General features: G+C 67.8%; 23 protein-coding genes. 17 read left to right on the top strand and 6 right to left on the bottom strand.

From position 1 onward, the window contains the following. Positions 1 to 68 precede the first annotated feature (68 nt). Positions 69 to 1,214 (top strand): cytochrome P450, encoded by a 1,146-nt coding sequence (locus tag G6R31_RS12450; protein WP_017871030.1) that lies wholly within the window; start codon positions 69 to 71, stop codon positions 1,212 to 1,214. On the opposite strand, the gene G6R31_RS12445 is transcribed toward G6R31_RS12450, so the two are convergent. Next, positions 1,211 to 2,332, bottom strand: coding sequence for a hypothetical protein (locus tag G6R31_RS12445; RefSeq protein WP_017871029.1), 1,122 nt, complete (start codon positions 2,330 to 2,332; stop codon positions 1,211 to 1,213). The genes G6R31_RS12450 and G6R31_RS12445 overlap by 4 nt on opposite strands. A 108-nt stretch (positions 2,333 to 2,440) precedes the next feature. On the opposite strand from G6R31_RS12445, the gene G6R31_RS12440 reads away from it, so the two are divergent. The 5 genes from G6R31_RS12440 to G6R31_RS12420 all read left to right on the top strand — a co-directional run bounded on the left by G6R31_RS12440 (position 2,441) and on the right by G6R31_RS12420 (position 8,565). Next, positions 2,441 to 4,783 carry a 3-hydroxyacyl-CoA dehydrogenase/enoyl-CoA hydratase family protein gene (locus tag G6R31_RS12440; protein ID WP_017871028.1) on the top strand — a complete coding sequence of 781 codons (2,343 nt, stop codon included), beginning with the start codon at positions 2,441 to 2,443 and terminating at the stop codon, positions 4,781 to 4,783. A gap of 40 nt (positions 4,784 to 4,823) precedes the next feature. After that, on the top strand, positions 4,824 to 5,198 hold the full coding sequence (locus G6R31_RS12435; protein ID WP_225983145.1) for a four helix bundle protein: 375 nt from the start codon (positions 4,824 to 4,826) through the stop codon (positions 5,196 to 5,198). Continuing rightward, the gene (locus G6R31_RS12430) at positions 5,195 to 6,379 is read left to right on the top strand and encodes an alpha/beta hydrolase family protein (protein ID WP_051056500.1); all 1,185 of its coding nucleotides are present in this window, start codon (positions 5,195 to 5,197) and stop codon (positions 6,377 to 6,379) included. The genes G6R31_RS12435 and G6R31_RS12430 overlap by 4 nt, the downstream gene beginning before the upstream one ends. Positions 6,380 to 6,930: 551 nt before the next feature. After that, positions 6,931 to 8,130 (top strand): thiolase family protein, encoded by a 1,200-nt coding sequence (locus tag G6R31_RS12425; protein ID WP_025567255.1) that lies wholly within the window; start codon positions 6,931 to 6,933, stop codon positions 8,128 to 8,130. A gap of 90 nt (positions 8,131 to 8,220) precedes the next feature. Continuing rightward, positions 8,221 to 8,565 (top strand): hypothetical protein, encoded by a 345-nt coding sequence (locus G6R31_RS12420; protein ID WP_017871024.1) that lies wholly within the window; start codon positions 8,221 to 8,223, stop codon positions 8,563 to 8,565. On the opposite strand, the gene G6R31_RS12415 is transcribed toward G6R31_RS12420, so the two are convergent. Beyond that, positions 8,566 to 9,384 (bottom strand): WD40 repeat domain-containing protein, encoded by an 819-nt coding sequence (locus G6R31_RS12415; RefSeq protein ID WP_017871023.1) that lies wholly within the window; start codon positions 9,382 to 9,384, stop codon positions 8,566 to 8,568. It abuts the gene before it with no gap. Positions 9,385 to 9,506: 122 nt separating this feature from the next. Between G6R31_RS12415 and G6R31_RS12410 the strand changes: the two genes are divergently transcribed. The 5 genes from G6R31_RS12410 to G6R31_RS12390 all read left to right on the top strand — a co-directional run bounded on the left by G6R31_RS12410 (position 9,507) and on the right by G6R31_RS12390 (position 15,465). Continuing rightward, positions 9,507 to 10,268 carry a hypothetical protein gene (locus G6R31_RS12410; protein ID WP_025567257.1) on the top strand — a complete coding sequence of 254 codons (762 nt, stop codon included), beginning with the start codon at positions 9,507 to 9,509 and terminating at the stop codon, positions 10,266 to 10,268. Next, positions 10,261 to 11,157 (top strand): hypothetical protein, encoded by an 897-nt coding sequence (locus tag G6R31_RS12405; RefSeq protein ID WP_017871021.1) that lies wholly within the window; start codon positions 10,261 to 10,263, stop codon positions 11,155 to 11,157. The genes G6R31_RS12410 and G6R31_RS12405 overlap by 8 nt, the downstream gene beginning before the upstream one ends. A gap of 114 nt (positions 11,158 to 11,271) precedes the next feature. Beyond that, positions 11,272 to 11,943: a cytochrome c4 gene (locus G6R31_RS12400; RefSeq protein WP_025567259.1), complete on the top strand. Its 672-nt coding sequence runs from the start codon at positions 11,272 to 11,274 to the stop codon at positions 11,941 to 11,943. Positions 11,944 to 12,010: 67 nt separating this feature from the next. Then, positions 12,011 to 13,561 (top strand): ABC transporter permease, encoded by a 1,551-nt coding sequence (locus G6R31_RS12395; protein ID WP_017871019.1) that lies wholly within the window; start codon positions 12,011 to 12,013, stop codon positions 13,559 to 13,561. 71 nt (positions 13,562 to 13,632) lie between these two features. Further along, the gene (locus G6R31_RS12390; protein WP_017871018.1) at positions 13,633 to 15,465 is read left to right on the top strand and encodes a hypothetical protein; all 1,833 of its coding nucleotides are present in this window, start codon (positions 13,633 to 13,635) and stop codon (positions 15,463 to 15,465) included. 75 nt (positions 15,466 to 15,540) lie between these two features. On the opposite strand, the gene G6R31_RS12385 is transcribed toward G6R31_RS12390, so the two are convergent. Further along, the gene (locus G6R31_RS12385; protein ID WP_017871017.1) at positions 15,541 to 16,263 is read right to left on the bottom strand and encodes a M48 family metallopeptidase; all 723 of its coding nucleotides are present in this window, start codon (positions 16,261 to 16,263) and stop codon (positions 15,541 to 15,543) included. Positions 16,264 to 16,386: 123 nt separating this feature from the next. After that, positions 16,387 to 16,716 (bottom strand): hypothetical protein, encoded by a 330-nt coding sequence (locus G6R31_RS12380; protein ID WP_017871016.1) that lies wholly within the window; start codon positions 16,714 to 16,716, stop codon positions 16,387 to 16,389. Positions 16,717 to 16,809: 93 nt separating this feature from the next. On the opposite strand from G6R31_RS12380, the gene G6R31_RS12375 reads away from it, so the two are divergent. The 3 genes from G6R31_RS12375 (at position 16,810) to G6R31_RS12365 (ending at position 18,285) form a co-directional block, all read left to right on the top strand. Then, complete coding sequence (locus G6R31_RS12375; protein WP_017871015.1) at positions 16,810 to 17,169, top strand: hypothetical protein; 360 nt, start codon at positions 16,810 to 16,812, stop codon at positions 17,167 to 17,169. Positions 17,170 to 17,336: 167 nt separating this feature from the next. Then, complete coding sequence (locus G6R31_RS12370) at positions 17,337 to 17,591, top strand: EAL domain-containing protein (RefSeq protein WP_017871014.1); 255 nt, start codon at positions 17,337 to 17,339, stop codon at positions 17,589 to 17,591. Between the two features lie 268 nt (positions 17,592 to 17,859). Further along, on the top strand, positions 17,860 to 18,285 hold the full coding sequence (locus G6R31_RS12365; protein ID WP_017871013.1) for an EAL domain-containing protein: 426 nt from the start codon (positions 17,860 to 17,862) through the stop codon (positions 18,283 to 18,285). A 24-nt stretch (positions 18,286 to 18,309) separates the two neighbouring features. Here the strand turns inward: G6R31_RS12365 and G6R31_RS12360 are convergent, their stop codons facing one another. Beyond that, the gene (locus tag G6R31_RS12360; protein WP_017871012.1) at positions 18,310 to 19,422 is read right to left on the bottom strand and encodes a M20 family metallopeptidase; all 1,113 of its coding nucleotides are present in this window, start codon (positions 19,420 to 19,422) and stop codon (positions 18,310 to 18,312) included. A gap of 175 nt (positions 19,423 to 19,597) precedes the next feature. Between G6R31_RS12360 and rpoZ the strand changes: the two genes are divergently transcribed. Continuing rightward, the gene (rpoZ, locus tag G6R31_RS12355) at positions 19,598 to 19,897 is read left to right on the top strand and encodes a DNA-directed RNA polymerase subunit omega (RefSeq protein ID WP_017871011.1); all 300 of its coding nucleotides are present in this window, start codon (positions 19,598 to 19,600) and stop codon (positions 19,895 to 19,897) included. Between the two features lie 67 nt (positions 19,898 to 19,964). On the opposite strand, the gene hisA is transcribed toward rpoZ, so the two are convergent. After that, the gene (hisA, locus tag G6R31_RS12350) at positions 19,965 to 20,681 is read right to left on the bottom strand and encodes a 1-(5-phosphoribosyl)-5-[(5-phosphoribosylamino)methylideneamino]imidazole-4-carboxamide isomerase (protein ID WP_026138761.1); all 717 of its coding nucleotides are present in this window, start codon (positions 20,679 to 20,681) and stop codon (positions 19,965 to 19,967) included. A gap of 99 nt (positions 20,682 to 20,780) precedes the next feature. Here hisA and murD point away from each other — a divergent pair, with 99 nt between their 5' ends. Both murD and G6R31_RS12340 read left to right on the top strand, forming a co-directional pair. After that, positions 20,781 to 22,088 (top strand): UDP-N-acetylmuramoyl-L-alanine--D-glutamate ligase, encoded by a 1,308-nt coding sequence (gene murD, locus G6R31_RS12345; RefSeq protein ID WP_017871009.1) that lies wholly within the window; start codon positions 20,781 to 20,783, stop codon positions 22,086 to 22,088. Further along, positions 22,085 to 23,200: an FtsW/RodA/SpoVE family cell cycle protein gene (locus tag G6R31_RS12340; protein ID WP_017871008.1), complete on the top strand. Its 1,116-nt coding sequence runs from the start codon at positions 22,085 to 22,087 to the stop codon at positions 23,198 to 23,200. The genes murD and G6R31_RS12340 overlap by 4 nt, the downstream gene beginning before the upstream one ends. The last annotated feature ends 67 nt before the right edge of the window (positions 23,201 to 23,267 follow it).

Genomic DNA, 23,267 nt, shown 5'->3' with positions numbered 1-23,267 from the left:
AGCACGACCACAACGGCTTTTTCCGGACTGCCCTCTACGCTGGGCAAAGTGCCTATGCTGGATAAACTTTGACTGCCTCTTTCAAAACCTTGCCGGAACCGCACACCAGACCGGGCAGCGGGCACCTTCAGGACTGGGCGCTGGGGCCTTTGCCGCTGATCGAGCAGGGGGCGCAGCGGGCGCGGCTGGGGGGCGGCGACCTGTTTCGCCTGCGTCTGGGGGGGCCTGCGGTGGTGGGGTTCAGCCCCGCATGGAACCGCCGGGTGCTGACGGACCTGACGACCTTTGTGAGTCGAGGGAGTTTCTCGGCGGTGGTGCCTTATCTGGCGGGCGGCGTGATTCTGACCGACGCGCCAGAACACGCGGCGAGGCGGCAGAGGCTCAATCCTGGATTTGGCCGGGTGAGTGTGGAGCGGCTGCGCGAGCGAATGCGCCAGGCCAGAACTCCGGTTCCGCGACAGCCCTTCGACGCGCTGCCCTGGGCCGACGAGACGGTCCGGCGACAACTGAACGCCGCGTACTTCAGCGGCGACTTCGACGACACGTTGCTGGCGGCTTTTCTGGCCCCGCTGCGGCGGCCCTTTCCGGTCCCGGCTTTGCCGCGTCCCCTGCTTTTTCGGCGGGTCGAGCAGGAAATCAGGCGGCTGGCCGAGCGGCGGCTGGTCGAAGGTGGGGACGACCTGCTCTCCAGCCTCGCCCCCTTACCGGGCGGGCTGACGGAGACGCGCATCAGCCTCGCGGCGGCCCACGACACCACCACGCACGCGCTGGCCTACGCGCTCTGGGCGCTGGCGAACAGGCCCGAGTTTCAGGCGGCTGACACCCACCCCGCCGTGCTCAAGGAAGTGCTGCGGCTTTATCCGCCGGGCTGGATGGGCAGCCGACGCCTGAGCCGAGCGGTGGAGTGGCGGGGCACCGAGTTGCCGCGCGGCACCCTGGCGCTGTATTCGCCCTACCTGACCGGACGTGACCCGGCGCTGTGGGCACGTCCCCTCGACTTTCGCCCGGAGCGCTGGGAGAAGCCGCCACCCGCCTGGGCCTACCTGCCCTTCGGGGGGGGCGAACGCACCTGCCTGGGCCTGCATCTGGCGCAGACCCTGATTCTGGACGTGCTGGCCGAGACGCCGCCGCTGCGTGCCCGCTGGGGAAACGACGAGCCGCATCCCGGCGTCACCCTGGGACCGCGCGGGCCGCTGGTGGTGGAGCGGCGTTAGGAGCGCGGGCGTGCGTGGAGGCGAACCTTGACGGCCAGAGTGCGGTAGAAGTCGTCGTGGGTGAGGTAGGCGAAGTGGTCGGAGCGCACGTCGCCCAGAAAAGGAAAAGCCGTGTCGTGGGCGCCCAGAATGACCCCTTCGCAGCGGAAGCTGAGCAGGTCGCTGTAGCTCCAGACGTTCCAGAAGTACCCAGCGTGGGGCGAGTCGCGCAGCGCGGGGGTGGGCAGCGGCCCCTGCTCGATGAACTGCCCCATTTCACGGAACAGCCCCACCTGCGAGCCGGTCGCGCACCACAGGTCCACCCGCAACCCTTCCGCTTCCGGGTCGGCGGGAAGATAAGAGGTCAGGGCGTCGTACAGCAGCTGACCGCCCATGCTGTGGGTCAGGACGACCAGCGGTTCTCCGGGCCGCGCCTGGGCCTGCGCCGCCTTGAGGCCCGCCAGCACCCGCGCCATGACCGGACCGGGACTTGCGGGGGTGCCCCGACCGCCGACATACGCCAGCACGTCACCGATAAACAGCGGCACGAAGTCTTCCAGCGGTCGGCGCACGGTGCTGAGGGTGCGGCTCAGTCCCCGGCGGCGCTGCACCACCAGCCGCCTGGGTGGGCGCGGCTCTTCCAGACGGGCCAGCAGCGGCACGGCGGGCAGTCTCGCCTCCACCGCCGCGAGCAAAAAGGGCCACTGCTGCCCGGCAGGAAGCATCAGGAGGATGCTGCGCAGGTTCTCGTCGCGGGCCACGCTCCAGACGGCTTCAAGAAGCGTCGGCCAGTCACGGGTCAGGCTGCGGCGCTCGAAGGCGTCTTCCAGCGCCTCGCCCAGTTCGTCCGGTGTGAGGTCGGCGGGCGCGGGGACAGTGGGACCAGGGCCAGCGGAAGTCGGCGACCACGACCCCAGTGAACGGCCTTCACCCGCGTAAAAGACCCCCAGGTCGCCCCAGTAGAGCTGGCGGATGTCCACCTCGTCCGGGGCGCCGGGCCGCACGGCAGGGGCCACGAACTCGCGCAGGCGCTGGCGGACTTTGGGCCACTGCACGCCACCTGTCACCTGATTGACCTGCTCCCAGCCGGGGTCGCCCTGCTGCCGGACCGCCACGCCGTGAATAAAGACGATGGGCATGGTCGCAGGGTAAAGCCTTCGCAGGCCGGGACAGCGCCCGCATGGACATCCATCCCCCCCCTGGGCTAAACTTGAACCGAGTACAAAACTATTTTCACCGGAGGTCACATGAAGATCAAGAAAGCCGCCGTCATCGGTGCGGGTGTGATGGGTGCCGCCATCGCCGCGCAACTCGCCAACGCGGGGATTCCCGTGCTGCTACTGGACATCGTTTTGCCCGATAAGCCCGACCGCAACTTCCTCGCCAAAGCAGGCGTAGAGCGTGCGCTCAAGGCCCGCCCCGCCGCCTTCATGGACGCCGAGCGCGCCAAGCTGATTGAAGTCGGCAACCTGGAAGACGACCTCAAGAAGCTGGGGGATTGCGACTGGATCCTGGAAGCCATCATCGAGAAGCTGGACGCCAAGCGCGACCTGTGGGCCAAAGTCGAGGGCGTCGCCAAGAAGACGGCCATCATCTCGTCGAACTCGTCGGGCATTCCCATGCACCTGCAAATCGAGGGCCGCTCCGAGGACTTCCAGCGCCGCTTCGTGGGCGCGCACTTCTTCAACCCGCCGCGTTACCTGCACCTGCTCGAAGTCATCCCGACCGACAAGACCGACCCCGAAGTGGTCAAGACCCTCAGCGAGTTCGCGGAAAACACCCTGGGTAAGGGCGTGGTCGTCGCCAACGACGTGCCCGGCTTCGTCGCCAACCGCATCGGCGTGTACGGGATTGTCCGCGCCATGCAGCACATGGAGAAGTTCGGTCTGACCCCCGCCGAGGTGGATCAACTGACCGGCCCGGCGCTGGGCCGCGCTTCCTCGGCCACCTTCCGCACCGCCGACCTGTCGGGCCTGGACATCATTTCCCACGTCGCCACCGATCTGGGGGCCGCCACCCCCGACGACGAGGACTTTACCCTCACCGAGAACTTCAAGAACATCGTGGCGAAGGGCATTCTGGGCGACAAGTCCGGCAGCGGCTTCTACAAGAAGACCAAGGACGAGAAGGGCAAGACCAAGATTCTCAACCTGAACCTGCAAACGGGCGAGTACGAAGACCAGGGCAAGGTCAAGGTCGCCGCCGTGGAAGCGGTCAAGGGCAAGCCCCTGGCCGAGCGCGTGAACGCCCTGTACACCGCCGAGGGTAAGGAAGGCGACTTCCTGCGCGCCTCCATGAACGACGGGTTCTGGTACGCCGCCAAGATGGCGGGCAACGTCTCCAACCGCCTGCAGGACATCGACAACGCGCTGAAATGGGGCTTCGGCTGGGAGCAAGGGCCGTTCGAAACGATGGACACCATCGGCGTGCAGCAGGTCATCAAGAACCTGGAAGCCGAAGGCCGCACCCTGCCCCCGCTGCTTGCCAAGATGAAGGAAACGGGCGCGGATAAGTTCTACAACGGCGACGAAACCTTCACCCCCGCAGGCGAAAAGACTAAGTACGAAGCGCCTTACTTCATCATTGCCGACCTGAAGAAAGACGCCAGCAAGGTTGTCAAGAAGCGCCCTGGCGCGAGCATCGTGGACCTGGGCGACGGCGTGCTGCTGGTCGAATGGCACGCCAAGATGAACGCGCTGGGCGAAGACCAACTGAAGGCCGTGCAAGACGCGCACAAGCTGGTGCAGGACATGGGCTACGCGGGTCTGGTCGTGGGCAACCAGGGCGAACACTTCAGCGCGGGGGCCAACCTGCCGCTGATTCTCTCGCAAGCCCAGGCCGAAGAATGGGACGAGCTGGACGACATGATCAAGCAGTTCCAGCAGGTCAGCACCTCCATGCGCTTTAGTCCCCACCCCACCGTCGCCGCACCGTTCGGTATGACGCTGGGCGGCGGCTGCGAGTTCAGCCTGCACGCCGACCGCATCGTGGCGAGCGCCGAAACCTACATGGGTCTGGTGGAAGTAGGCGTGGGCCTGATTCCTGGCGGCGGCGGCACCAAGGAAATGCTGCTGCGCTTTACCGACCAACTGCACCCCGGCCAGAAGCTCGGCGCGAGCCTGCTGCCCGCCGTGCAGCGTGCCTTTGAACTCATCGGTACCGCCAAGGTCAGCACCAGCGCCCTCGAAGCCCGCAAGCTGGGATTCCTGCAAGACCACGACACGGTCGTCATGAACAAGAACCACGTCATCCAGAAAGCCAAACGCGCCGTCCTGGCCCTGGCCCCCGATTACGTGCAACCCGTCATGCGCCAGGACATCCCCGTGATGGGCGACGCGGCCATCGGGGCCATCAAGTCGGCGCTCTACGGCATGCACGAGGGCGGCTACATCACCGATTACGACCTGGTGGTCAGCGGCGAACTCGCCCGCGTCCTCTCGGGCGGCACCGGCAACAACCGCACCGCCAAGGTCAGCGAGCAGCACCTTCTCGACCTCGAACGCGAGGCCTTCCTGACCCTGCTGGGCAAGAAAGGCACGCAGCAGCGCATCGAGCACATGCTGAAGACGGGCAAGCCGCTGCGGAACTGATGTTGATGGTCGATAGTTGATGGTTGATGGAGGTGAACGCATGACGCAGCAAAGGTTTTTCGGCTTTGAAAAGTTGGAGATTTATCACGAGTCAGTAGAACTGGCAGCGTTGGTTTATCGTCTGACGGCTGCGTTTCCTGCGGATGAGCGGTTTGGTTTGACCAATCAACTCAGACGCGCTGCAACCTCTGTCACGCTCAATATCGCCGAAGGAAGTGGACGCGGAACGAAAAGAGATTTCGCCCATTCTCTGATGCAAGCACGCGGTTCGGTGTATGAAGTCGTCGGTGCCGTGCAGCTGGCCGTGCGCCCCGAGTATCTGCGACCGGAACAGACCCACACCATCAACGAACAGGCGCAGTCCATCTCTGCCAAAATCACGGCTCTCGCCCGCAACCTGAAGGCTGAAGCATGAAGCGCCTTTTCCCATCAACCATCAACCATCGACCATTAACAAGGCTCCGCCGCAGGCACCTCGGGTACGCCGCTCTGGGCTACGTCTCGCTCGTCATCGCCGGAGCCTTCCTGGGTGCGGAAATCGTGCTGCGGTCCAAGACGCGCTGGGTCAAAGGCGACTTCGTTCCGGTGGGGCGGCGCGGGAACAAGCTGTACCTGCCCGCCTCGCCGGAAACACTCTCGAAGGGACCGCTGGGCATCGTGCCGCTGCTGCCCAACAAAGGCCATCTGGTGGTGGGACCGCACCGGATGGTGGGGACGGTGGTGGAGCGGCCCATCTTGCAGGAGCGCGGCGCCCTGCCGCACGGGGCGCTGGCGTGGGTGTCCACCTACCTCTACAACGGCACCCCCGCACAACTCGGCGCCGAGTACGAGGACGTGCTGGTGCCGACTGAGGTGGGCGAGATGCCCGCGTGGCATGTGCCGCCGCACCAGGCCGAACGTGACGCGCTCATCATCGTCGTGCACGGGCACGGGGGGCAGCGGGCGCAGGCGCTGCGGATGCTGCCCGCCATGATTCGGACCGGCTGCGGGTCGCTCTTCGTCACCTTCCGCAACGCGCACGGAGCGCCGAAGGTCGGCAAGGGCTACCTGACCCTGGGCGACACCGAGGCCGAGGACGTGAACGCCGCCGTACTCTGGGCGCGGGAGAACGGCTACCGGCGGGTCATCCTGTACGGCTTTTCCATGGGCGGGAACATCGTCCTGAGCGTGCTGCGGCCCCGCTTCGAGCCTTCGCCGCTGCCCATCGCGGGGGTGATGCTCGACTCGCCCGCGCTGGAGTGGCGGGACACGATTCGCTGGCAGGCGCAGCGCTTCGGGCTGCCGGGGTTCCTCGCCCGGCGGGTGGGGCGCTTCACGCAGCGCATCGTGACCCGGCGCAGCGGACAGGACTTCGACGAGGTCGACCAGCTTGCCGCCGCCCCGCGCTTCAAGGTGCCTCTGTTGCTGTGGCACGGCACCCGCGACCGTACCATTCCTCTTGCCCAGGCGCAGGCCCTCGCCGCCGCCCGCCCCGACCTGGTGGAGTTCCACCGCGTGGAGGGCGCCAAGCACATCCGCACCTGGAACATCAGCCCGAAAGAGTACGACGGGCAGTTGGAAGCGTTCGTGGCGCGGGTGCTGGGGAGGGAAGGGTAATGGACTTTCAAATCCTTGCTGACACCATTGCTGCGATAGACCTTCATAGAAAGTTCTGGGACGTTTACGAAGAGTACGGCTCAGAGAGATGGGGTGCAGAACTGGAAAACGCTGGTTATGACCATCGTCAGTCCCACGGCTCACATGATGGAAAGATTTATCTGAGCGAGACCATAGTCCAATTACTTGACGATTACGACGATTACACAAGGTCTATTGAATGGAATCTGAGCGTCGAGCTATCTGAGGACTTCTCTAAGGTCGTTTGTCAAAACCGCTACATGTACCCCGATACTCCATTCTGTCTAAGCTGGCCGAACTACTTTGAAAAGTCCACAGCAATTCCTTCTGAAATTCCACAACTCGCTCAGGAGGCCGCTACCTCTCTAATTTCGGAACTCATAACTTTGCGGCGTGAAAAAAGACTCCGTAAGGTTTGGCAAGAAGCATGGGATGAATCTAATAGGCGTCGGCGTGAGCATGAAGCTCAAATCGGATTCGTCCCACCTGTATTTCCCAACCGTCAAGACTCGCTTCAAGGAGAAAACCTCATGCGTGACGCTGTAATCGTATCTGCTGTTCGTACCCCCGTTGGCCGTGGCGTGAAAGGCACGCTCGCCAACACCCGCCCCGACGACCTCGCCGCGCTGGTCATGAACGAAGCCGTGAAACGCGCGGGCGTGAGCGCCGACCTCGTGGAAGATGTGTACCTCGGTTGCGCCATCCCCGAGGCCGAGCAGGGCCTGAACGTGGCCCGCCTCGCCGCGCTGCGTGCGGGAATGCCCGACAGCGTGGGCGGTGTGACCGTCAACCGCTTCTGCTCCAGCGGGTTGCAAACCATCGCTATGGCCGCCGCCGCCATTCAGACGGGTCAGGCCGACGTGATGCTGGCGGGCGGCGTGGAAAGCATGAGCTTCGTGCCCATGAGCGGCCACAACCCCAGCCCCAACCCCGAACTGGTGGACTCGCGCCCCGGCGCTTACATCGGCATGGGCATGACCGCCGAAAACGTCGCCGCCAAGTACGGCGTGAGCCGCGAAGACCAAGACAAGTTTGCCCTCGCCAGCCATCAGAAGGCCGCCGCCGCGCAGGATGCAGGCAAGTTCGACGCCGAAATTGTGCCCGTGCCCGTGCGCGTGGACAAGGTGAAAGGCACCAAGGTCAAGTCCGAAACCGTGCAGTTTGACAAGGACGAACTGATTCGCCGTGACGCCAACCTGGAAGACATGGCGAAGGTGCGCCCCGCGTTCAAACAGGGCGGCAGCGTCAGCGCGGCGAACTCCAGCCCCTTCTCGGACGGTGCAGCCGCCGTGGTCATCATGAGCGGCGAGAAGGCGCAGGAACTGGGTGTGAAGCCGCTGGCGAAGTTCCTCGGCTTCGCGGTGGCGGGTGTGGCCCCCGAAATGATGGGCATCGGCCCGGTGGCGGCGGTGCCCAAGGTGCTCAAGCAGACCGGCCTGACGCTCGACGACATCGACCTGGTGGAACTCAACGAGGCCTTCGCCGCGCAGAGCCTCGCCGTGGTACGCGAACTCGGCATCGACCAGAGCAAGCTGAACGTCAACGGCGGCGCGATTGCCCTGGGTCATCCCCTCGGCTGCTCGGGCGCCAAGCTGACCACCACCGCCATCTACGAACTCCAGCGGCGCGGCGGCGGCAAGGCCCTGATTACCATGTGCATCGGCGGCGGCATGGGCGCAGCGGGCATCATCGAGGTGTATCCGGCTGAAGGGCAGCAGGCCGCAGACTAAGGCCAAAGCTTAAATCCAGAGTTCAAATGGGGGACGCCTTCCGGAGTGGAGGCGTCCCTTTCCCTTTGCGCCATGCACTACGCTCCCTCTATGGCCCGCCGCAACCCCCATTCCACCTGGCCCGAAGCCCCCGCCACCGAGGCCCAACCGCTCACCTGTGCGCTGTGCGGGCGCGAGGTCCCCGAACTCGTGCAGCACCACCTCGTCCCCATCATCGCGGGCAAGCGCAAGGGCCTGAAGCCGCAGGAGTTGCCCACCGTGGGCCTGTGTCCCGCCTGTCAGCAGTACCTGCACAGCACCTTTTCCATCAATGAACTGGCGACCGAGTTGAACACGCTGGAAGCCCTGGAGCAGAACGAACAGGTGCAGAAGTTCGTGAAGTGGGTCCGTAAGCAGCCCGCCACCAAAGGGGTGAAGGCGAAAGGAAGAGACTGATTAGCGGCCTTCGCGGGCGAAGCGTTCCAGCTCTGCCCCAGCGTCGGCAGCGCTGAACTTGCCGCGCAGCTTCAACAGGTTGCCGGTGCCCGCGTCGTACTCGGCCAGGCGATCATCCACATAGCGCACCAGCACGCGGCGGCCATCGGGGGAAAGGCGGGCGTCCACGGTCCCGGCGCCGCCGGTTTGCGCCGCGCCTTTCGGGTAGGGCAAGCGGGAAATGGTGGCGAGATGCGTGCCGGTTTTGGCGTTCCAGACGGAAGCGGCGCCTGACCGGCCATATCCGCCGGAACTGGCAAAGACCATCCGGGTGCCGTCGGCGCTAAACGACACCGAGCGGTCATAGCCTCCCTGAAAGTAACGTGACTGCCCTGAACCACTGAAGATATTCAGGTTTGTCACGCGTTGGAGGGGGGCAAGGTTCCAAAACGATGCCTGGTTATAAGGATTCTCGGAGGGTTGATAGGGTACGCCGGGAAAGTTGAGCAGGACATGCTGACTGTCCGGCGTAAAATCCGCATTCACGATACGGGCAAAAGGCGCCAGAAACGTCTTCACCCGCTCTCCCTTCTTCACGTCCCAGAGCTGCACGTAGCCGCTCCCGTCTGCAATGTTCAGCAGCCAGCGCCCGTCCGGGCTGAACTTGCTGCCCGTCACCGCGTTCAGCCCCGGCGTCGTCGCCTGAAACAGCACTTTTTCGCCGTCGTAAACCTTCATGGTGGCCTGTCCGGGCGGGGTGTCCCTAGCGATATCGGCGCGGAGTTCGGCCGAGGCGGAGGCGCACAGCAGGAGCGTCAGCAGGGGCCAGATTTTTTGCATGGCTCAGGCTACCGCCGGGGCAATGGGGCGCCTCCGCCAAAAGGTGGAGGGCGGGAAGGCGCTCTCCAGAAAGGGGACGGTCGGCTGGCTCCTTGACAGGATGTCTACGCTAACATCGGCCTATGCGCCGTCCTCGCCCCGCCCCGCTGTATGGGGTGCCGTTCACCGCCCTGCTTGCCCTGCTGCAAGGTGTGCAGTGGTGGCTGAGTGTCCGTGCCGGGTCGCCCAGCACTTCTGTGCTGTGGCTCACGGCGCTGCTCTGGGGCACGACCATCGGCTCGCTGCTGCACGCTTTCTGGCCGTGGCCCCTGCCGGGCGACGAGCGTGGGCGGTGGGCCTGGGGAGGCGGCGGCACCGTCCGGGCGCTGTACGCGGTGCCCACGCTGCTGCTGTGCCTCTACCCGCTGGCCCTGACCCTGCACCCGCCGGCAGTCTCGGTCCAGACGGCGCAGCAACGCAGCCAGACGGCGCTGCAACATCTGGCCGACGAAGTCCGGGAGCTGCACGCCGGTTCCTGTGACGCTCTGCCGGGCTGGCCGGGAAACGAGCAGGCGGGCGCCGCGCGGTGCCTGTCGAGCCTCAGCGACGGCCCGGTGCTGGTGCAGAAGTTGCAGGCCGCCGTGAACCGCAGCGCAGCGCAGGTGGTAGGCGCCAATGACAGGAGCGCCACCGCGCTGCCCGCCACCCGGCAGGGCAATCTGGTCGTGGGCAAGGTGCATCTGCTGGCGTATGGCGAGCTGGGTGACCGCCGCCGGTCCCCGGTCACGCTGGAATATCGCGGTCTGGTGTACACGGGGCGCACGGGGCCACTGAGTGCCGCTGAGCGCGCCTTTTCGCAGAGTCGCTTCAAAAGCTACGTCATCCTGAGGCCCGGCCATGTTTAAGCTGCCGCCGCCCCGCTGGCGCCCGCGCGCCGCGCCTTTCCGGTTGATGACGGTGCTCCTGAGTGCCGTGCTGGGGGGATACCTCCTGCTGCTGCTCAGCACCTTTTTGAGCGACGACCTCGGTGCCGTGGACTGGATTGTCGTCCCGCTGCTGCTCCTGCCGTTGCTGCTGGGGGCCCGGGCCTACGCCTACTCCGGGGGACCGCAGGAACTCGGCGCGGTCGCCGCTCCCCTGCAACTGTGGCGCGACCCCAGGACGCGGACCCTCCCCGAGCTGCCGCCGCTGCCGCGCTGGAAAGTGGCGCTGTACTTCCTCGTGCCGCTGCTGGTGTCGGCCGGGCTGCTGATATGGATGCTGCCGGATTTCCAGCGCAGGGGCCAGTTCTCCGACGACCTCTTCTGGCGACGGGCGGCGGTGGAGGACATGGAGCGGACGGCGGCGAACGTGGGGTTTATCCGGGTGGGCTGTCAGGACTTTCCAGTGCCGACCCGCCCGGAGTCGCTGTGTTTCATCGCGCCGCCGGACCGGGCGCCGAGCCCCCGGCAACCGCTCGCGCAGGCTTTGCCGCAGTGGGTGGGAGAAAACCTCAGCTGGATAGAGATTGATTTCAAGCACCCCGACTCGGACCCGAACCCGGTTCGGCACGACGTGGCAGCGCCGCCCCTGGCTTTTCGGCGTGGGGGCGGCGTGGCGGGCGTGTCCACGCAGCTCGACCTGCCCGTCACCGCTGAGGCGGGAAAAGCGCCGGTGCTGGGGGCCTTTCAGCTCGACGGGCTGGAACGGACAGGGCCGCCGTCCGGCACGGTACCCGCCACCTTCGCCGCGCAGGAGCGCTGGCTGCGCGCACAGGTCTTCGGGGCGTATTTCGTGGTGACGCCGCTGAAGTAGGCCCGCCGCTCTCGACGGGTTTATGGGTTAGAATGGGAGGCACCTTTCAATCAGTTTCCCCCCTTCGGCGGCTTTTCGTTTCCACCCCTCAGTCTCTGACTCCAGGAGGAACCCATGTCCCGTTTGTCGTCCCGATTGCTCTGGCTGGCCGCGCCCGTTGTTCTGGGAACGTCCGTGCTGGCCGCTACGTCCCAGAAGGCGGCTCCCAAAAACCCGCTCGCCCTGAGCTTCAAGACGCCGAGTGCCGTGCGTGGGGCTTCTCTTGCGGGCAGCTGCGCAGGCTGTCACGGCAAGACCGGGGTCAGCACGAAGGCCGACATTCCCAGTCTGGCGGGGCAGATTCCCAACTACACCCAGTTTCAGCTCGCGGCGTTTCGCGCCAAATTGCGCCCCAGCAACGTCATGCATCAGGTGGCCGCCAAGCTCTCGGACCAGGACATCGCGGACCTCAGCGCCTATTACGCGGCGCAGGCCGTCGGTCCCGCGTGGAAGGCCGAGCCTGCCGCCCGCGCACGCGGCCAGAAGCTCTTCGTCGCCGGGGACCCCGCCCGCAACGTCATCGCCTGCGCGGTGTGTCACGGCGCAAACGGGCGCGGCCTCAACGCCAACCACATCGCCAGCGTCACCAACCTGCCGCCGCAGTACGCGCTGGCTGTGCTCAAAGAATTTCACGAAGCGCCGAGCTTTGGCGGCATCGTGCCCCCCGAGACCATGCGGATCGCCCTCAAACCCCTGACCGACAGGGATCTCAGGGACGTGGCCACGTACATCAGCAGCATGAAATAAACAGGCCGTTTTCCGACTTTTCCCCAGTCGGTGAGCAAGTTTTTCTTCGCCCCGTAGACTGGGCGGGATGCGAACCACCCCTGCCCTGACCGGCTGGCTGCTGGCGTTGCCTGCGCTTCTCTTCACGGCGCTGTTGCTCGCGCTGCCGCTGGGGCGCACGCTGCTTGAAGGCGGCGTGAACCTGAGCGTCTGGCAAGACCCCTATTTCCTGGGGCGGCTGGGCTGGACGCTGGCGCAGGCGGCGGGCACGGCGGGGCTGGCACTTCTGGTCGGGGCGCCGCTGGCCTACCTGCTTTCGCGCCACGAAGTGCCGGGCAAGCGCCTCTTTTTGCGCCTGCTGCTGCTGCCTTTCGTGACGCCCACGCTGGTGGCGGTGCTGGGCCTCACGGCACTGGCGGGGCCGCAGGGGTGGCTGACGCGCTGGACCGGGCTGGACCTGAGCGACACGCCCGCGCTGCTGATCTGGGGCAACCTCTTTTTCAACCTGCCGGTGATGGTTCGCCTCGCCTACGGGGGCTTTTCACGGGTGTCGCCGGGACTGCTCGGCGCGGCCCGCTCGCTGGGGGCGTCGGGCCTGCGGGCGGCGTGGGACATCGCCCTGCCGCTGGCGCTGCCGGGGCTGGCGGCGGGGGCCGTGCTGGTGTTTTTGTACTCGGCGCTGAGTTTCGGGCTGCCGCTGGCGCTGGGGGGCGAAAAGTACGCGACGCTGGAAGTCGAAATTTATGCCCTGACCGCGCTGCAACTGCGCCTGTCCGAAGCGAGTGCCCTCATCGTGGGCCAACTGGTGCTGACCCTGGCGGCGACGTGGCTCTACACCCGGCTCACGAGGGGCGGTGCGGGTGTGGCGGTGGGTGGCCTGCCGCGTGCGCGGGGCGGCGCCCTGGCCGGGGTGCTGGTGCTCGGCGGGCTGACGCTGCTGGTCTGTTTCGGGCCGCTGCTGGCGGTGGTGGTGCGGGGACTGGTGGGGACAGCGGGACCGACCGGGCTGTACTGGCGCGGCGTGCTGGGGGATGAACAGACGCCGCTGCTGCTGGGCAACACGCTGCGGTTTGGCGCCCTGGCGCTGCTGGGGGCCACGCTGCTCGGCGGGCTGTACGCGCTGGGGGCGTGGCTGGCGCGGTCACGGGTGCTGGACCTCGTGTCGCTGCTGCCGCTGATGGTCTCGCCCGTGTCGCTGGCGGTGGGCTACCTGCTCGCCTACCCGGTGCTGGCCGCCACGCTGCCCATGCTGATTGCGGCCTACACGCTGCTCGCGCTGCCGCTGCTGGTGCGGTCGCTGCTTCCGGCGCTGCGGGCGATTCCCCCCCGGCTGCTCGAAGCGGCGCGGACCCTGGGCGCTTCGCCGCTCGCCGCGCACCGCACGGTCACGCTGCCGCTCACTTTGCCCGCCCTGCGCGGGGGCGCGGCGCTGGCGCTGGCGACGGTGCTGGGCGAGTTCGGGGCCACGCTGGTGCTGACCCGCCCAGAGTGGGCCACCCTCTCCACTGGCCTCTACGAGCGTCTGGGCCGCCCCGGAGAGCGCAATCTGGGCGAAGCGTGTGCGCTGGCGACCATGCTGCTGCTGCTCTCGGCCACCGCGTTCACGGTGCTGGACGGGGGCGAAGGCGAAGTCACCTGACCACCCCGCAGTCCTCACGCCGGGACACCTGAAACAAGACAGAAATCAGCCTGAGCAGGCATACTCGCCGAATGTGCTTTTTTGCCGCCCCCTCCCCCACCTCGCCGCGCCGCCGCGTGCGGCCGCTGCTGACGGCGCTGCTGCTCGCCCTGCCCGCCGCCTGGAGTGCGCTTCCGGGCGTGTCCGCGCAGGCCGCGCAGTACGTCGGCTCGGTGCAGCTCACGCTGACTGTGGACCAGACGCTCGGGTACGCCAACGGACAGCCGCTCACCTTGCCGCTGCCGCCGCGCAACGTGGGCGGGCGGCTGATGGTGCCGCTGCGTGAAACTGCCGACGCCTTGGCCCAGCCGCTGACGGTCGTGGGCACGCAACTCCAGATCGGGCGGCTGCTCGTCAGCCCGCAGACCGGGCAGGGGTGGCTGGCCGGGGCGCCGCAGGAGGCAGGCAACGTGGCGCTGGTCGGCGGCGTGCCCTACGTCAGCGCCCGCCTGCTGGCCGACGGTCTGGGGGCCAACTTCACGGCGGACGGTGCCGGAAAACTGGTCACCATCACCGCGCTGCGGGCGGGGGGCAACCCGCTGGCGCCCCAGGCCCGCTTTTCCACCGACAAGGCGGTGTACGCCCCCGGCGAGCGCGTGGTCTACACCGAGTACCCCTTCGACCCCGACGGCGCCAACATCACGGCGCGGCGCTGGACCGGCAGGCAGGACGCCTTTTTCAAACCGGGCAACTACACGGTCAGCCTGCAGGTGACCAACGCGCGGGGCGTGCAGAGTGCGCCGTTCTCACGCACCATCCGGGTCGAAGGCCCCGCCGTGGACACGCCGCTGGGCTACGCGCTCAAGTACTCCGAACTCGGCGACGCCATCAGCGACCCGCAGGTGCTGAGTTACCCGGCGGTCTACGCCCAGCCCGTGCCGCGTGAGAGTTTTCCCCTGCTGTTCAGCGACAGCCCCGAGGCCCCGACCCAGAGCGGCGTGCTGTACCAGGACACGGTGGCGGGCCGCGCCCGGCTGCTCGCCTACCACCTCAACGCCCTGAACCGGCCAGCGCGGCTGTACGTGATGGCCCGCAACCTGGAGGCCCGCCCGGTGGAAGTCCGCACCGAGCGGCAGGGCGAAACGGCGCCCACCCGCGTGGAAGGGCAACTCGGGCAGGTCACGCTGCTGGACTACTTCGCCAGCTCCGCCGACCACACGCTGACCCTGGCCCCCGGCGAACTCGCCGCCGTGTACGCCAGCCCGACGCTGGGCATCGGCAGCGGGGTCAACGTGATGCAGGACCTGACGACCAGCGGACGGGTGGAACTCACCTTCCTGATGCTCGAAGACGGCCTGCCGCCCACCCTGCAGGTTCTGCAGCAGCTGCCCTACCTGCCGCTGGACGGCAAGCACCAGCGCGGCACCTTTCCCGGCGCGGTGCGGGCGCTGCGGGTGGACCTGACGCGCCTGCCCGCCCGACTGGTCATCGGGGACGGGCACCTCGACCCGGCCATCATGGGGGTAGACCGCCTGACGGGGCAGCCGATGCGACTGGTGGGCAACTACGGCGTGCTGTACGACCTGGAAGTCAACGGCACCGCCGGAACCGTCGTGGCCCTCAGCCCGCGCGGGGGCCTGTACCGGGGCGCCATGAACATCCTCGACGGCGCGGTCAACCAGACCATCAAACTGCCGCGCACCGGCAACGCCCTCATCCCCGACCAGCCGGTGCTGCTGTGGCGCCCGGCGACCAACCGACTGAACATCGACTTCGTGCCGTCGAGCGGCAGCAACCTGCCCATCAGCCTGGTCTTCTACCCCGCCCGGCTGCCGGGCCTGGGGGTGCCGAGCCTGCCGGGACTCAGTGGTGCGGGACTGGGCGGCACGGGACTGGGCGGCACCGTCAAGACCTATCAGCCCTGAAGTCCGCAACCAGTCCAGAGGGCAGAGGCCGGGAAAGCGACTTGCTCCTAGCCTCTGCCCTGTTGTGCAGACACGCTACCCATCGCCGCGCACGCCCAGTTCCTCGCCGTGGTCGCGCAGCCACTGGTGCCAGCGGCGGTACTCCGGCATCACGCGGGCCACGTGCGCCCAGTAGCGCGGCGAGTGGTTGAGTTCGAGCAGGTGCGCGGCCTCGTGCAGCGCCACGTAGTGCAGCACCTCCAGCGGAGCGCGGCTGAGCAGCCAGTGCAGCCGCACGTCGCCCGCCGCCGTGCAACTGCCCCAGCGCGAGCGGGCCGTACCCACCTTGACCCCCCGCAGCCGCTCGCGAGCGCCGAGGCGGGCCGCGTAGTCCTCCACCAGCGCGGCGTAGGTCGGGAGCACGGCGCGGCGGGTCCAGGTTTCCACGTGGGCGCCCACGTCCCCGGCGGGCACCAACAGGAGGTCACCCTCGCGCCGGGCCTGCGTGACGGGCGCGACGCGCAAGGTCAGCGTCTCGCCCAGAAAGGCCAGGGGGGAACCGTCACCCAGCGCGGGCGGGGCGGGGCGGGAGCGCTGCTCGCCCAGGTGTTGCCGCAGCCAGGTCTGCTTGGCCTCCACGAAGGCGCGGATGGTCGCGTCGGGCAGTCCGGCGGGCGCGTAGGCGGTCACCACGCCGCCGCGCACCTGCAGCGCCAGCGTGCGGCGGCGGGCGCTGCGGCGCACCTGCACGTCCAGCCCGGCCACCCGCCAGCACGCCGGGCCGGGGGCCTGGGAACGCCCGGAGGCGGGCCGGGTCATGCTGGCGCTGCAGGAGGCCCACCGCACAGGAGGAAGGGAGCGCCGCGTCATTTCTCTATTGTGCCGCTTTCAGGCGCGAACATGAACGCGAACAGCGAACACGAAAAGGAAACCGGCAGCGCGTCACGGCGCCTGCGTCTCGGTCCACTCGGCCACCGGCACGAACTCCACGCCCTCGCCGCTGACAGCGGTCACACGGTAAGCGCGGTCGAACTGCACCAGCAGCTCGCCCCGGTCGAGGTGGCGCGGCGACACGACCGGCTTGCGAAAAAAGAGGTTGCCGTCGTCGTCCACGGCGATGTGGGCACTTTTGGTAAAGCGGAACTCTACCACCTCGCCGTGCCGGGCAGTGCGCACCCGCACGCGAAAGGTCTGGTCGTCGTCCTGCTGCACCGCCGGATGGAGTGGGTGAGGGGCGCCGGGACGCAGGAAAGGCTTGAGGAACTTGAACATGACCCAGGGTAGAGCAGCGGACCAACCTGCCGGGACGCAGGTAGACCAGCGCAGGTCGCGTCCCCATGTGAAAGTTCTCCCTACACTGACATCATGCCGAGCCTGCCGCCGCCCTCCATACCGTCTGGACCGGCCGACGCGGCCACGGTGTTCGGGGTCAGGGGCCAGCAACTGCACTGGCACCCCTTTCTGACGCTGGGCATGGGGATTGCGGGGCTGACTGCCATCCTCACCATGTCGCTGGGCACCGGCGACACCTGGGACCGGGTCTATGACCGCCCGCTGTACCTCGCCGTGCTGCTGGGCAGCGTGGTGATGGCGGTGCGGCTGTGGCTGCCCGGGCAATCGCTGGTGCGCTACAGCTGGCAGCTTCTTCAGGCGGTGAGCACCTGGCTGCTGGTGAAGTTTGCCTTGCTGCTGCTGGTGTCCACGCCTGATACGGATTCCGATTGAATCTGGTCGTTTCAGATTCAATCCGACTTGCAAAGCTGCGCAGCAGAGCGGATGCGAGTAGGAAAAAATACGGATTCTGCGATATGGATGCACAGGCGGCGCTTTCCCGACTGTGCAGGAATTAAGCGGAATCCGTATCAGCGGTCAAGAGCTGCGGGCGCGGGCAGGTGCGGCGCTACCACCCCGAGTACGACGCGCACTCCGAGCGTTTTCAGTTGCTGGCCCGTGAGCTGACACAGGCGTTTCACAAGGGCCGGGGCTTTTCCCTGGCCTACCAGCCGATCTACGACCTGGCGAGCGGCACGCCGGTCAAGGTCGAGGCGTTGCTGCGCTGGCGGCACCCGTTGCTGGGGCAGATTTCGCCGGGCGAGTTCATTCCGGTGGCCGAGCGCACCGGACAGATCGCGCAGATCGGCCTATGAGTGCTGTCCGAAGCCTGCCGCGCGGCGCAGGCCTGGCCGCAGGTGTGCCTGAGCGTCAATGTCAGCGCGGTGCAGCTCGGGCGGGCCGACTTCGCCGCGCAGGTGCTCGCAGTGCTGGAGCGCAGTGGCCTGCCCCCGGGACGGCTGGAACTCGAACTTATACGGATTCCGATTGAATCCAGCAGATTTCTGGATTCAATCCGACTGAAAGGAGTAGGAAAAGATACGGATTTCGCGATATGGATGCACAGGCGGTGTAGTTCCGACTGTGCAGGAATTTAGCGGAATCCGTATTACCGAAACGGCCCTGCTGCACGAAAGCGAACAGGTGCGGGCCAACCTCGGAGAGCTGCACCGCCACAACATCGGCGTCACCATCGACGATTTCGGCGCCGGGTACTCCAACCTCGCGCGGCTGCGTTCGCCCTGGGTGCGCGGGGTCAAGCTCGACCGCTCGCTGACCAGCGACCTGGCCGCACCCTCCGGCGATTTCTCGCGCCAGCTCATGCGCAGCGCTGCTCAACTCGCGCAGTCGCAAAACGCCACCACCACCGCCGAGGGCCTGGAATCCGCCGCCCATGTCGAGGCCGCCCGGCGCCTGGGCTGCCAGCTGGGGCAGGGCTACGCACTGTCCTATCCGCTGACCGCCGAGCAGTTCACCCAGCTCCTTCAGATGACGCACACGACGGTCTGAACATGGCTCCCTCCCCGGCTCCGATCAGACCCGGCGCAGCAGCCCGGCGAGCAGCCGCACATGGTCGGGCCAGCGGTCGAGGCGAATGTGCTCATGGGTCGCGTGGGCACCGTCGCCGGGAGCGCCCAGCCCGTCGAGGGTCGGCACCGTCGCGGCGGTGAAATTGCCGTCGCTGCCGCCGCCGACGCTTTCGTGCCCGAGCGTGAAGCCCAGTTCGCGGGCCACCTCCTGCGCCTGGGCGAACAGCCGCAGCGTGGCCTCGCCCTGCTCGAAGGGAGGCCGGTTGAGACCGCCGCCCACTTCGCACTTCACCCGCTCGTCGCTGGGGCGCCACGCCCGCACGCCGCGCTCCACGCGCTCCGCTTCCTCCAGGGTCGAAACGCGCACGTCCACGCCCAGTCGGCAGTGGTCGGGAATCACGTTCACGGCGCTGCCGCCCGAAATCAGACCGACGCTGACGGTGGTGCCCACCTCCGGGCGGGCCAGGGCCTGAAGCGCCAGCACCGCTTCGGCGGCGGCGGTCACGGCACTCGCGCCCAGTTCGGGGCGGTTGCCCGCATGACTCGCCACCCCGCGCAGGGTCAGCACGTAGTCCCCCGTTCCCTTGCGCCCCGTCTTGAGGTTGTGGCTGTCCGACACCGGCGGCTCGGGCACCAGCACCGCCCGCGCCCCCTGCGCCGCCGCCTCGATCTGGGCGCGGCTGCCGGGGCTGCCGATTTCCTCGTCGGGCGAGAGCAGCACGCGCACGCCGCCCCGGGGCCACGCGCCCTGCAGCGAGCGCAGCGCGTGAAACAGGCCCACGATGCCGCCCTTCATGTCGTAGGTGCCGGGGCCGTAGAGCCGCTCGCCGTCCTCGCGCCAGGGCATCCGCTCCAGGGTGCCGTGCGGCCACACCGTGTCGGCGTGGGTGAGCACCAGCAGGTACGGGCCGTCCGCCGGGCCGAAGTGAAAGGAGCGGGTGCCGCCGGGCAGCGCGTGCGTCTCGGCACCGAGGTCACGCGCCCAGCCTTCCACCACGTCCATCACGCGGGCGACGGCGACAGGGTCGCTCGACGGCGATTCGATGTCCACCAGGGTTCGCAGGTCGCGCAGCATGGCAGGCAGGTCGGGAAAGTCGGCAGTGGGGGCAGCGGTCATGACCCTATGCTATGCCGGGACCGCCCACCGCCCCGCCGCATTCCGGCCAGACCTTGCCCCTTGCGGCGCTCGCGGGCTAGACTGCCCTGTTCGCCCTCCGCCCGCCTGGGGTGGGAGGCCCGCGCCCGTCCCGGCGCTCGCAGCCTGAATTCTCTTTTCCCTCCGAGGGGTGGTTATGGCAGAAAAAGATATCGACAAGCTCCTTTCCCTGACCGACAGCAAGTACCGTCTGTCGGTCGTGGTCGCCAAACGTGCCCTGCAACTGCGCAGCGGCGCCCCCAGCGTGCTCCCCGTCGAGCAGCGGGTCCGCACCCACAATCTCGTCACCCAGGCCATGCGCGAACTCGCCACCGGCCAGCTGACGGTGGGCACCAACATGATCGACGAGCAGCGGTTCCACCAGGACTACGTGCGCCAGCGTCAGGCGCAGCTTCAGGCCCAGCTCAACGCCGAACGCGAGCGCGAGCGCGACTGAACTTCGATTCGGTGGGCAAGCGGCGTGTGGGGAAGCCCGCCCGCCGCTTTTTCGTTTTCTCCGGCGGTCAAAGCCGCACCGGATACGGCAACGTGCCCTCGTAGATGGCCCGGCCCACGATGGCGCCCTCGATGCCTTCCTCGGCGAGCAGCCGCACGTCATCGGTGTCGGCCACGCCGCCGCCCACGATCAGCTCGCCGCGCCACAGCCCACGCACCTGCCGCATCAGGTCGCGGTCCAGGCCGCGCAGGGTGCCGTCGCGCGTCACGTCGGTAAAAATCAGGGTGTGCAGCCCGGCACCTGCCAGCCGGGGCGTCAACTCGCCCACCAGCACGCCGCTGCCCTCGGCCCAGCCGTGCGTGGCGACTTCCAGCCCCCGCGCGTCGAGGCTGACGACCACCCGCCCCGGTCCGTAGTCGGCGATGAGTTCGGCCACCAGTTCGGGACTGCGGACCGCCGCCGTGCCGATGACAACCCGCTGCACGCCAGCGTCCAGGAGGGTCTGCGCCGCCGCCCGGTCACGCACGCCGCCGCCCACCTCGACCGGCACGCCCAGTTCGCGCACGATTTCGGCAATCACGGCGCGGTTCTCGCCGCGTCCGGTGGCGGCGTCGAGGTCCACCAGATGCAGAAATCCGGCGCCCAGGTCCGCCCAGTGCCGGGCGGCGGCGAGCGGCGAGTCGAAATACACGGTTTCGCGGTCGGGGTCACCCTCGTACAGCCGCACGGCGCGGCCCGACTGGATGTCCACGCAGGGAATGACCTGCGGCACAGGAGACGTCATGGCGAGCAGCATAGGTCAGGACGCTCGTCTGCCCGGTGCATTCGCCTGGATAGGCCGGCAAAAGCAGCGGCAGACGCCTATTTGCCCTATGGTAAGGCCGTGAATCTGGGGGGCAGGGTACTGATCTATGGACTGGGGCGCAGCGGGCGCGGCGTGGCCCGTTTTCTGAGCAAGGAAGGCGTGCGGGCCTTCTGGCACGACCTGCGCCCGACACCCGAGGACGAGGCGCTGATGGAGCAGCTCGGGCACCAGCGGGCCGACCTGGGCGGCAGTTACGACGTGGTGGTGGCGGCGCCGGGCGTGCCCATCGACCACCGTGACCTGAGCGTGCTGGCCGGGCGCGGCGCCGAGATCATCGGTGAGGTGGCGCTGGCGGCCCGGTTGCGGCCGGGGCTGCCGCTGGTCGGCATTACCGGCACGGCGGGCAAAGGCAGCACGACGGTCCTTATCGCGCAGCTTCTGCGGGCCTGTGGTCTGCGGGCGCGCGAGGGCGGCAACATCGACCCCCCGCTGCTCGACGTGGTGGACGACGCCGAGGTCGCCGTGGTCGAACTCAGTTCCTTTCAACTGGAACGGGTGCCGGGGCTGCGGCTGCCGGTGGCGGTCATCACCAACCTGGGCGTGGACCACCTTGACCGCCACGGCAGCGTGGAGAACTACCACGCCGCCAAGCTGAACATCACGGCGGGGCAGCGCGGCGGCGACGTGCTGGTGCGCCCCGCCGACCTGCCTGTCCGGACGCAGGCGCAGACCGTGGCCTTTACCCCCGAGCGGCTGGCCCTGCGCGGAGGCCAGGAAGTGCTGACGGTGGCCGAACTGCCGCCCGGTGTTCACCCCGCCAACGCCGCCGCCGCGCTGCTCGCCGCCGAAGCGACGCTGCACTTCCTGGGACGCGAGGTGGACCCGGAGGTGCTCGCGGGCGCCCTGCGCTCGGCGCAGCCGGTCAGGGGCCGCTTCGAGACGGTGGGGCAACTGGGCGCGGTCAGCTTTATCGAGGACTCTATCGCCACCCGGACCATCGCGGTGGAGTCGGCCCTGCGCCAGGCTCCGCCGCCTATCGCGTGGCTGGTGGGCGGACGCGACAAGGGCGCCGACCTCGCCCCACTGCGGGCCGCCGCCGAGGGCCGGGTCGTGCGGGTCATTGCCTTCGGTGAGGACGGCGAGGCGCTCGCCCGTGGCCTGGGCCTGCCCTTCGAGATCGTCCGGGCCGAAACCGGCGACGAGAGCATGACCGGCGCGGTGCGGGCCGGATGGGAAGCGCTCGGCGGGGCAGGCGGCGCGGGCACGGTGTTGCTGGCCCCGGTGGGCACCAGTTTCGATCAGTTCCGAGACTACCAGCAGCGCGGCGAGAGCTTTCGCCGGGCGGTGCAGGCGCTGCTCGCCGGGGCGCCGGGAGACGGCGCGTGAGCCTGCAACTCCTGATCGCGCAGGTGCTGCTGCTGCTGCTCGGCACCCTGGGCATCGCCGCCGCCGAACCCGACCTCATCAACGACCATGGCCTCAAGGCCGTGCTGGCGCTGATGGCGACCTTCGTGGTGGCCCGCGTTCGCCCGCGCCTGTTTCTGAAATGGGGCACCAACGTCTGGATTGCGGCCCTGACCCTGCTGGTGCTGGTGCTGTTTATCGGGCAGGGCACCCAGGACAGCCCCGGTGTGCGGCGCTGGCTGAGCATCGGCGGGCAGACCTTCCAGCCGTCCGAGTTCGCCAAGCTCGCGCTGGTGCTGCAACTGGCTTCCTTTTTCTCACGCCGGGGCGTACAGAACAAGCTGCTCAGCGCCACCGGCATGATGGTCATCACGACCGCCCTGATCATTTTCGAGCCGGACCTGGGCACCAGCGTCCTGACGTTCGGGCTGGGCATCATCGTGATGTACGCCGCCGGGGTGCGGCTGTTCAACATCGGCGGACTGGTGCTGGCGCTGGGGCTGCTCTCGCTTCCCTTCGTCAGCGGCTACCTGGAACGCCACCCCTACATCGTCCAGCGCTGGACCGGGCACCAGACCCGCGACGACCAGATCGTGACCGGCCTCGACCAGATCGGCAAGGCCCACCGCGACCTGAACTACGGCGGCTGGTGGGGGCAAGGTCCCGACGGCCCGCGCTGGGAATACTTCGCGGCGCACACCGACATGGTGGTGGCGGCGGTGGGCTTTTCCAGCGGGCTGCTGGGCGTCCTCACGCTGCTGTTCGCCTACTGGCTGATCGTGTCCACCGCGCTGCAGGTCGCGCAGCTCGCCACCCGCATCCGCCCCATGAGCGCCGAGATTCACGGGGCGAGCATCCTCGCCATCGGTTGCATGTTCATGGTGGTGGGCCAGGCCTTCGTGAACCTCGCGGTGGCCGCCGGGCTGTTTCCGGTCACCGGCGTGCCGCTGCCGCTGGTCAGCTACGGCTTTTCCTCCATGCTCACCATGAGCGTGGCGCTGGGCATCATCCACTCCGCCATGCGTGAGGTGCGCCGACAACTGCCGAACGAAGTCAAGATGGACGATTTCGTGGGCGCGGCGGCAGACGACTGATACGGATTCCGATTGAATCTGGTAGTTTCAGATTCAATCCGACTTGCAAAGCTGCGCAGCAGAGCGG

The sequence above is a fragment of the Deinococcus wulumuqiensis R12 genome (assembly GCF_011067105.1).
Lineage (GTDB): Bacteria > Deinococcota > Deinococci > Deinococcales > Deinococcaceae > Deinococcus > Deinococcus wulumuqiensis.
The sequence above is the reverse complement of the archived record's forward strand: the minus strand, read 5'-3'. Positions and strand labels throughout refer to the sequence as shown.

Excerpts from the sequence above, each read along its gene's own strand:
- G6R31_RS12360 (WP_017871012.1), bottom strand. The coding sequence starts at position 19,422 with ATGACCGCTGCCCCCACTGCCGACTTTCCCGACCTGCCTGCCATGCTG.
- G6R31_RS12395 (WP_017871019.1), top strand. The coding sequence starts at position 12,011 with ATGCGAACCACCCCTGCCCTGACCGGCTGGCTGCTGGCGTTGCCTGCG.
- G6R31_RS12415 (WP_017871023.1), bottom strand. The coding sequence starts at position 9,384 with ATGCAAAAAATCTGGCCCCTGCTGACGCTCCTGCTGTGCGCCTCCGCC.
- G6R31_RS12440 (WP_017871028.1), top strand. The coding sequence starts at position 2,441 with ATGAAGATCAAGAAAGCCGCCGTCATCGGTGCGGGTGTGATGGGTGCC.
- G6R31_RS12430 (WP_051056500.1), top strand. The coding sequence starts at position 5,195 with ATGAAGCGCCTTTTCCCATCAACCATCAACCATCGACCATTAACAAGG.
- G6R31_RS12380 (WP_017871016.1), bottom strand. The coding sequence starts at position 16,716 with ATGTTCAAGTTCCTCAAGCCTTTCCTGCGTCCCGGCGCCCCTCACCCA.
- G6R31_RS12405 (WP_017871021.1), top strand. The coding sequence starts at position 10,261 with ATGTTTAAGCTGCCGCCGCCCCGCTGGCGCCCGCGCGCCGCGCCTTTC.
- G6R31_RS12445 (WP_017871029.1), bottom strand. The coding sequence starts at position 2,332 with ATGCCCATCGTCTTTATTCACGGCGTGGCGGTCCGGCAGCAGGGCGAC.
- hisA (WP_026138761.1), bottom strand. The coding sequence starts at position 20,681 with ATGACGTCTCCTGTGCCGCAGGTCATTCCCTGCGTGGACATCCAGTCG.
- G6R31_RS12400 (WP_025567259.1), top strand. The coding sequence starts at position 11,272 with ATGTCCCGTTTGTCGTCCCGATTGCTCTGGCTGGCCGCGCCCGTTGTT.
- G6R31_RS12420 (WP_017871024.1), top strand. The coding sequence starts at position 8,221 with ATGGCCCGCCGCAACCCCCATTCCACCTGGCCCGAAGCCCCCGCCACC.
- G6R31_RS12375 (WP_017871015.1), top strand. The coding sequence starts at position 16,810 with ATGCCGAGCCTGCCGCCGCCCTCCATACCGTCTGGACCGGCCGACGCG.
- rpoZ (WP_017871011.1), top strand. The coding sequence starts at position 19,598 with ATGGCAGAAAAAGATATCGACAAGCTCCTTTCCCTGACCGACAGCAAG.
- G6R31_RS12385 (WP_017871017.1), bottom strand. The coding sequence starts at position 16,263 with ATGACCCGGCCCGCCTCCGGGCGTTCCCAGGCCCCCGGCCCGGCGTGC.
- G6R31_RS12390 (WP_017871018.1), top strand. The coding sequence starts at position 13,633 with ATGTGCTTTTTTGCCGCCCCCTCCCCCACCTCGCCGCGCCGCCGCGTG.
- G6R31_RS12425 (WP_025567255.1), top strand. The coding sequence starts at position 6,931 with ATGCGTGACGCTGTAATCGTATCTGCTGTTCGTACCCCCGTTGGCCGT.
- G6R31_RS12435 (WP_225983145.1), top strand. The coding sequence starts at position 4,824 with ATGACGCAGCAAAGGTTTTTCGGCTTTGAAAAGTTGGAGATTTATCAC.
- G6R31_RS12410 (WP_025567257.1), top strand. The coding sequence starts at position 9,507 with ATGCGCCGTCCTCGCCCCGCCCCGCTGTATGGGGTGCCGTTCACCGCC.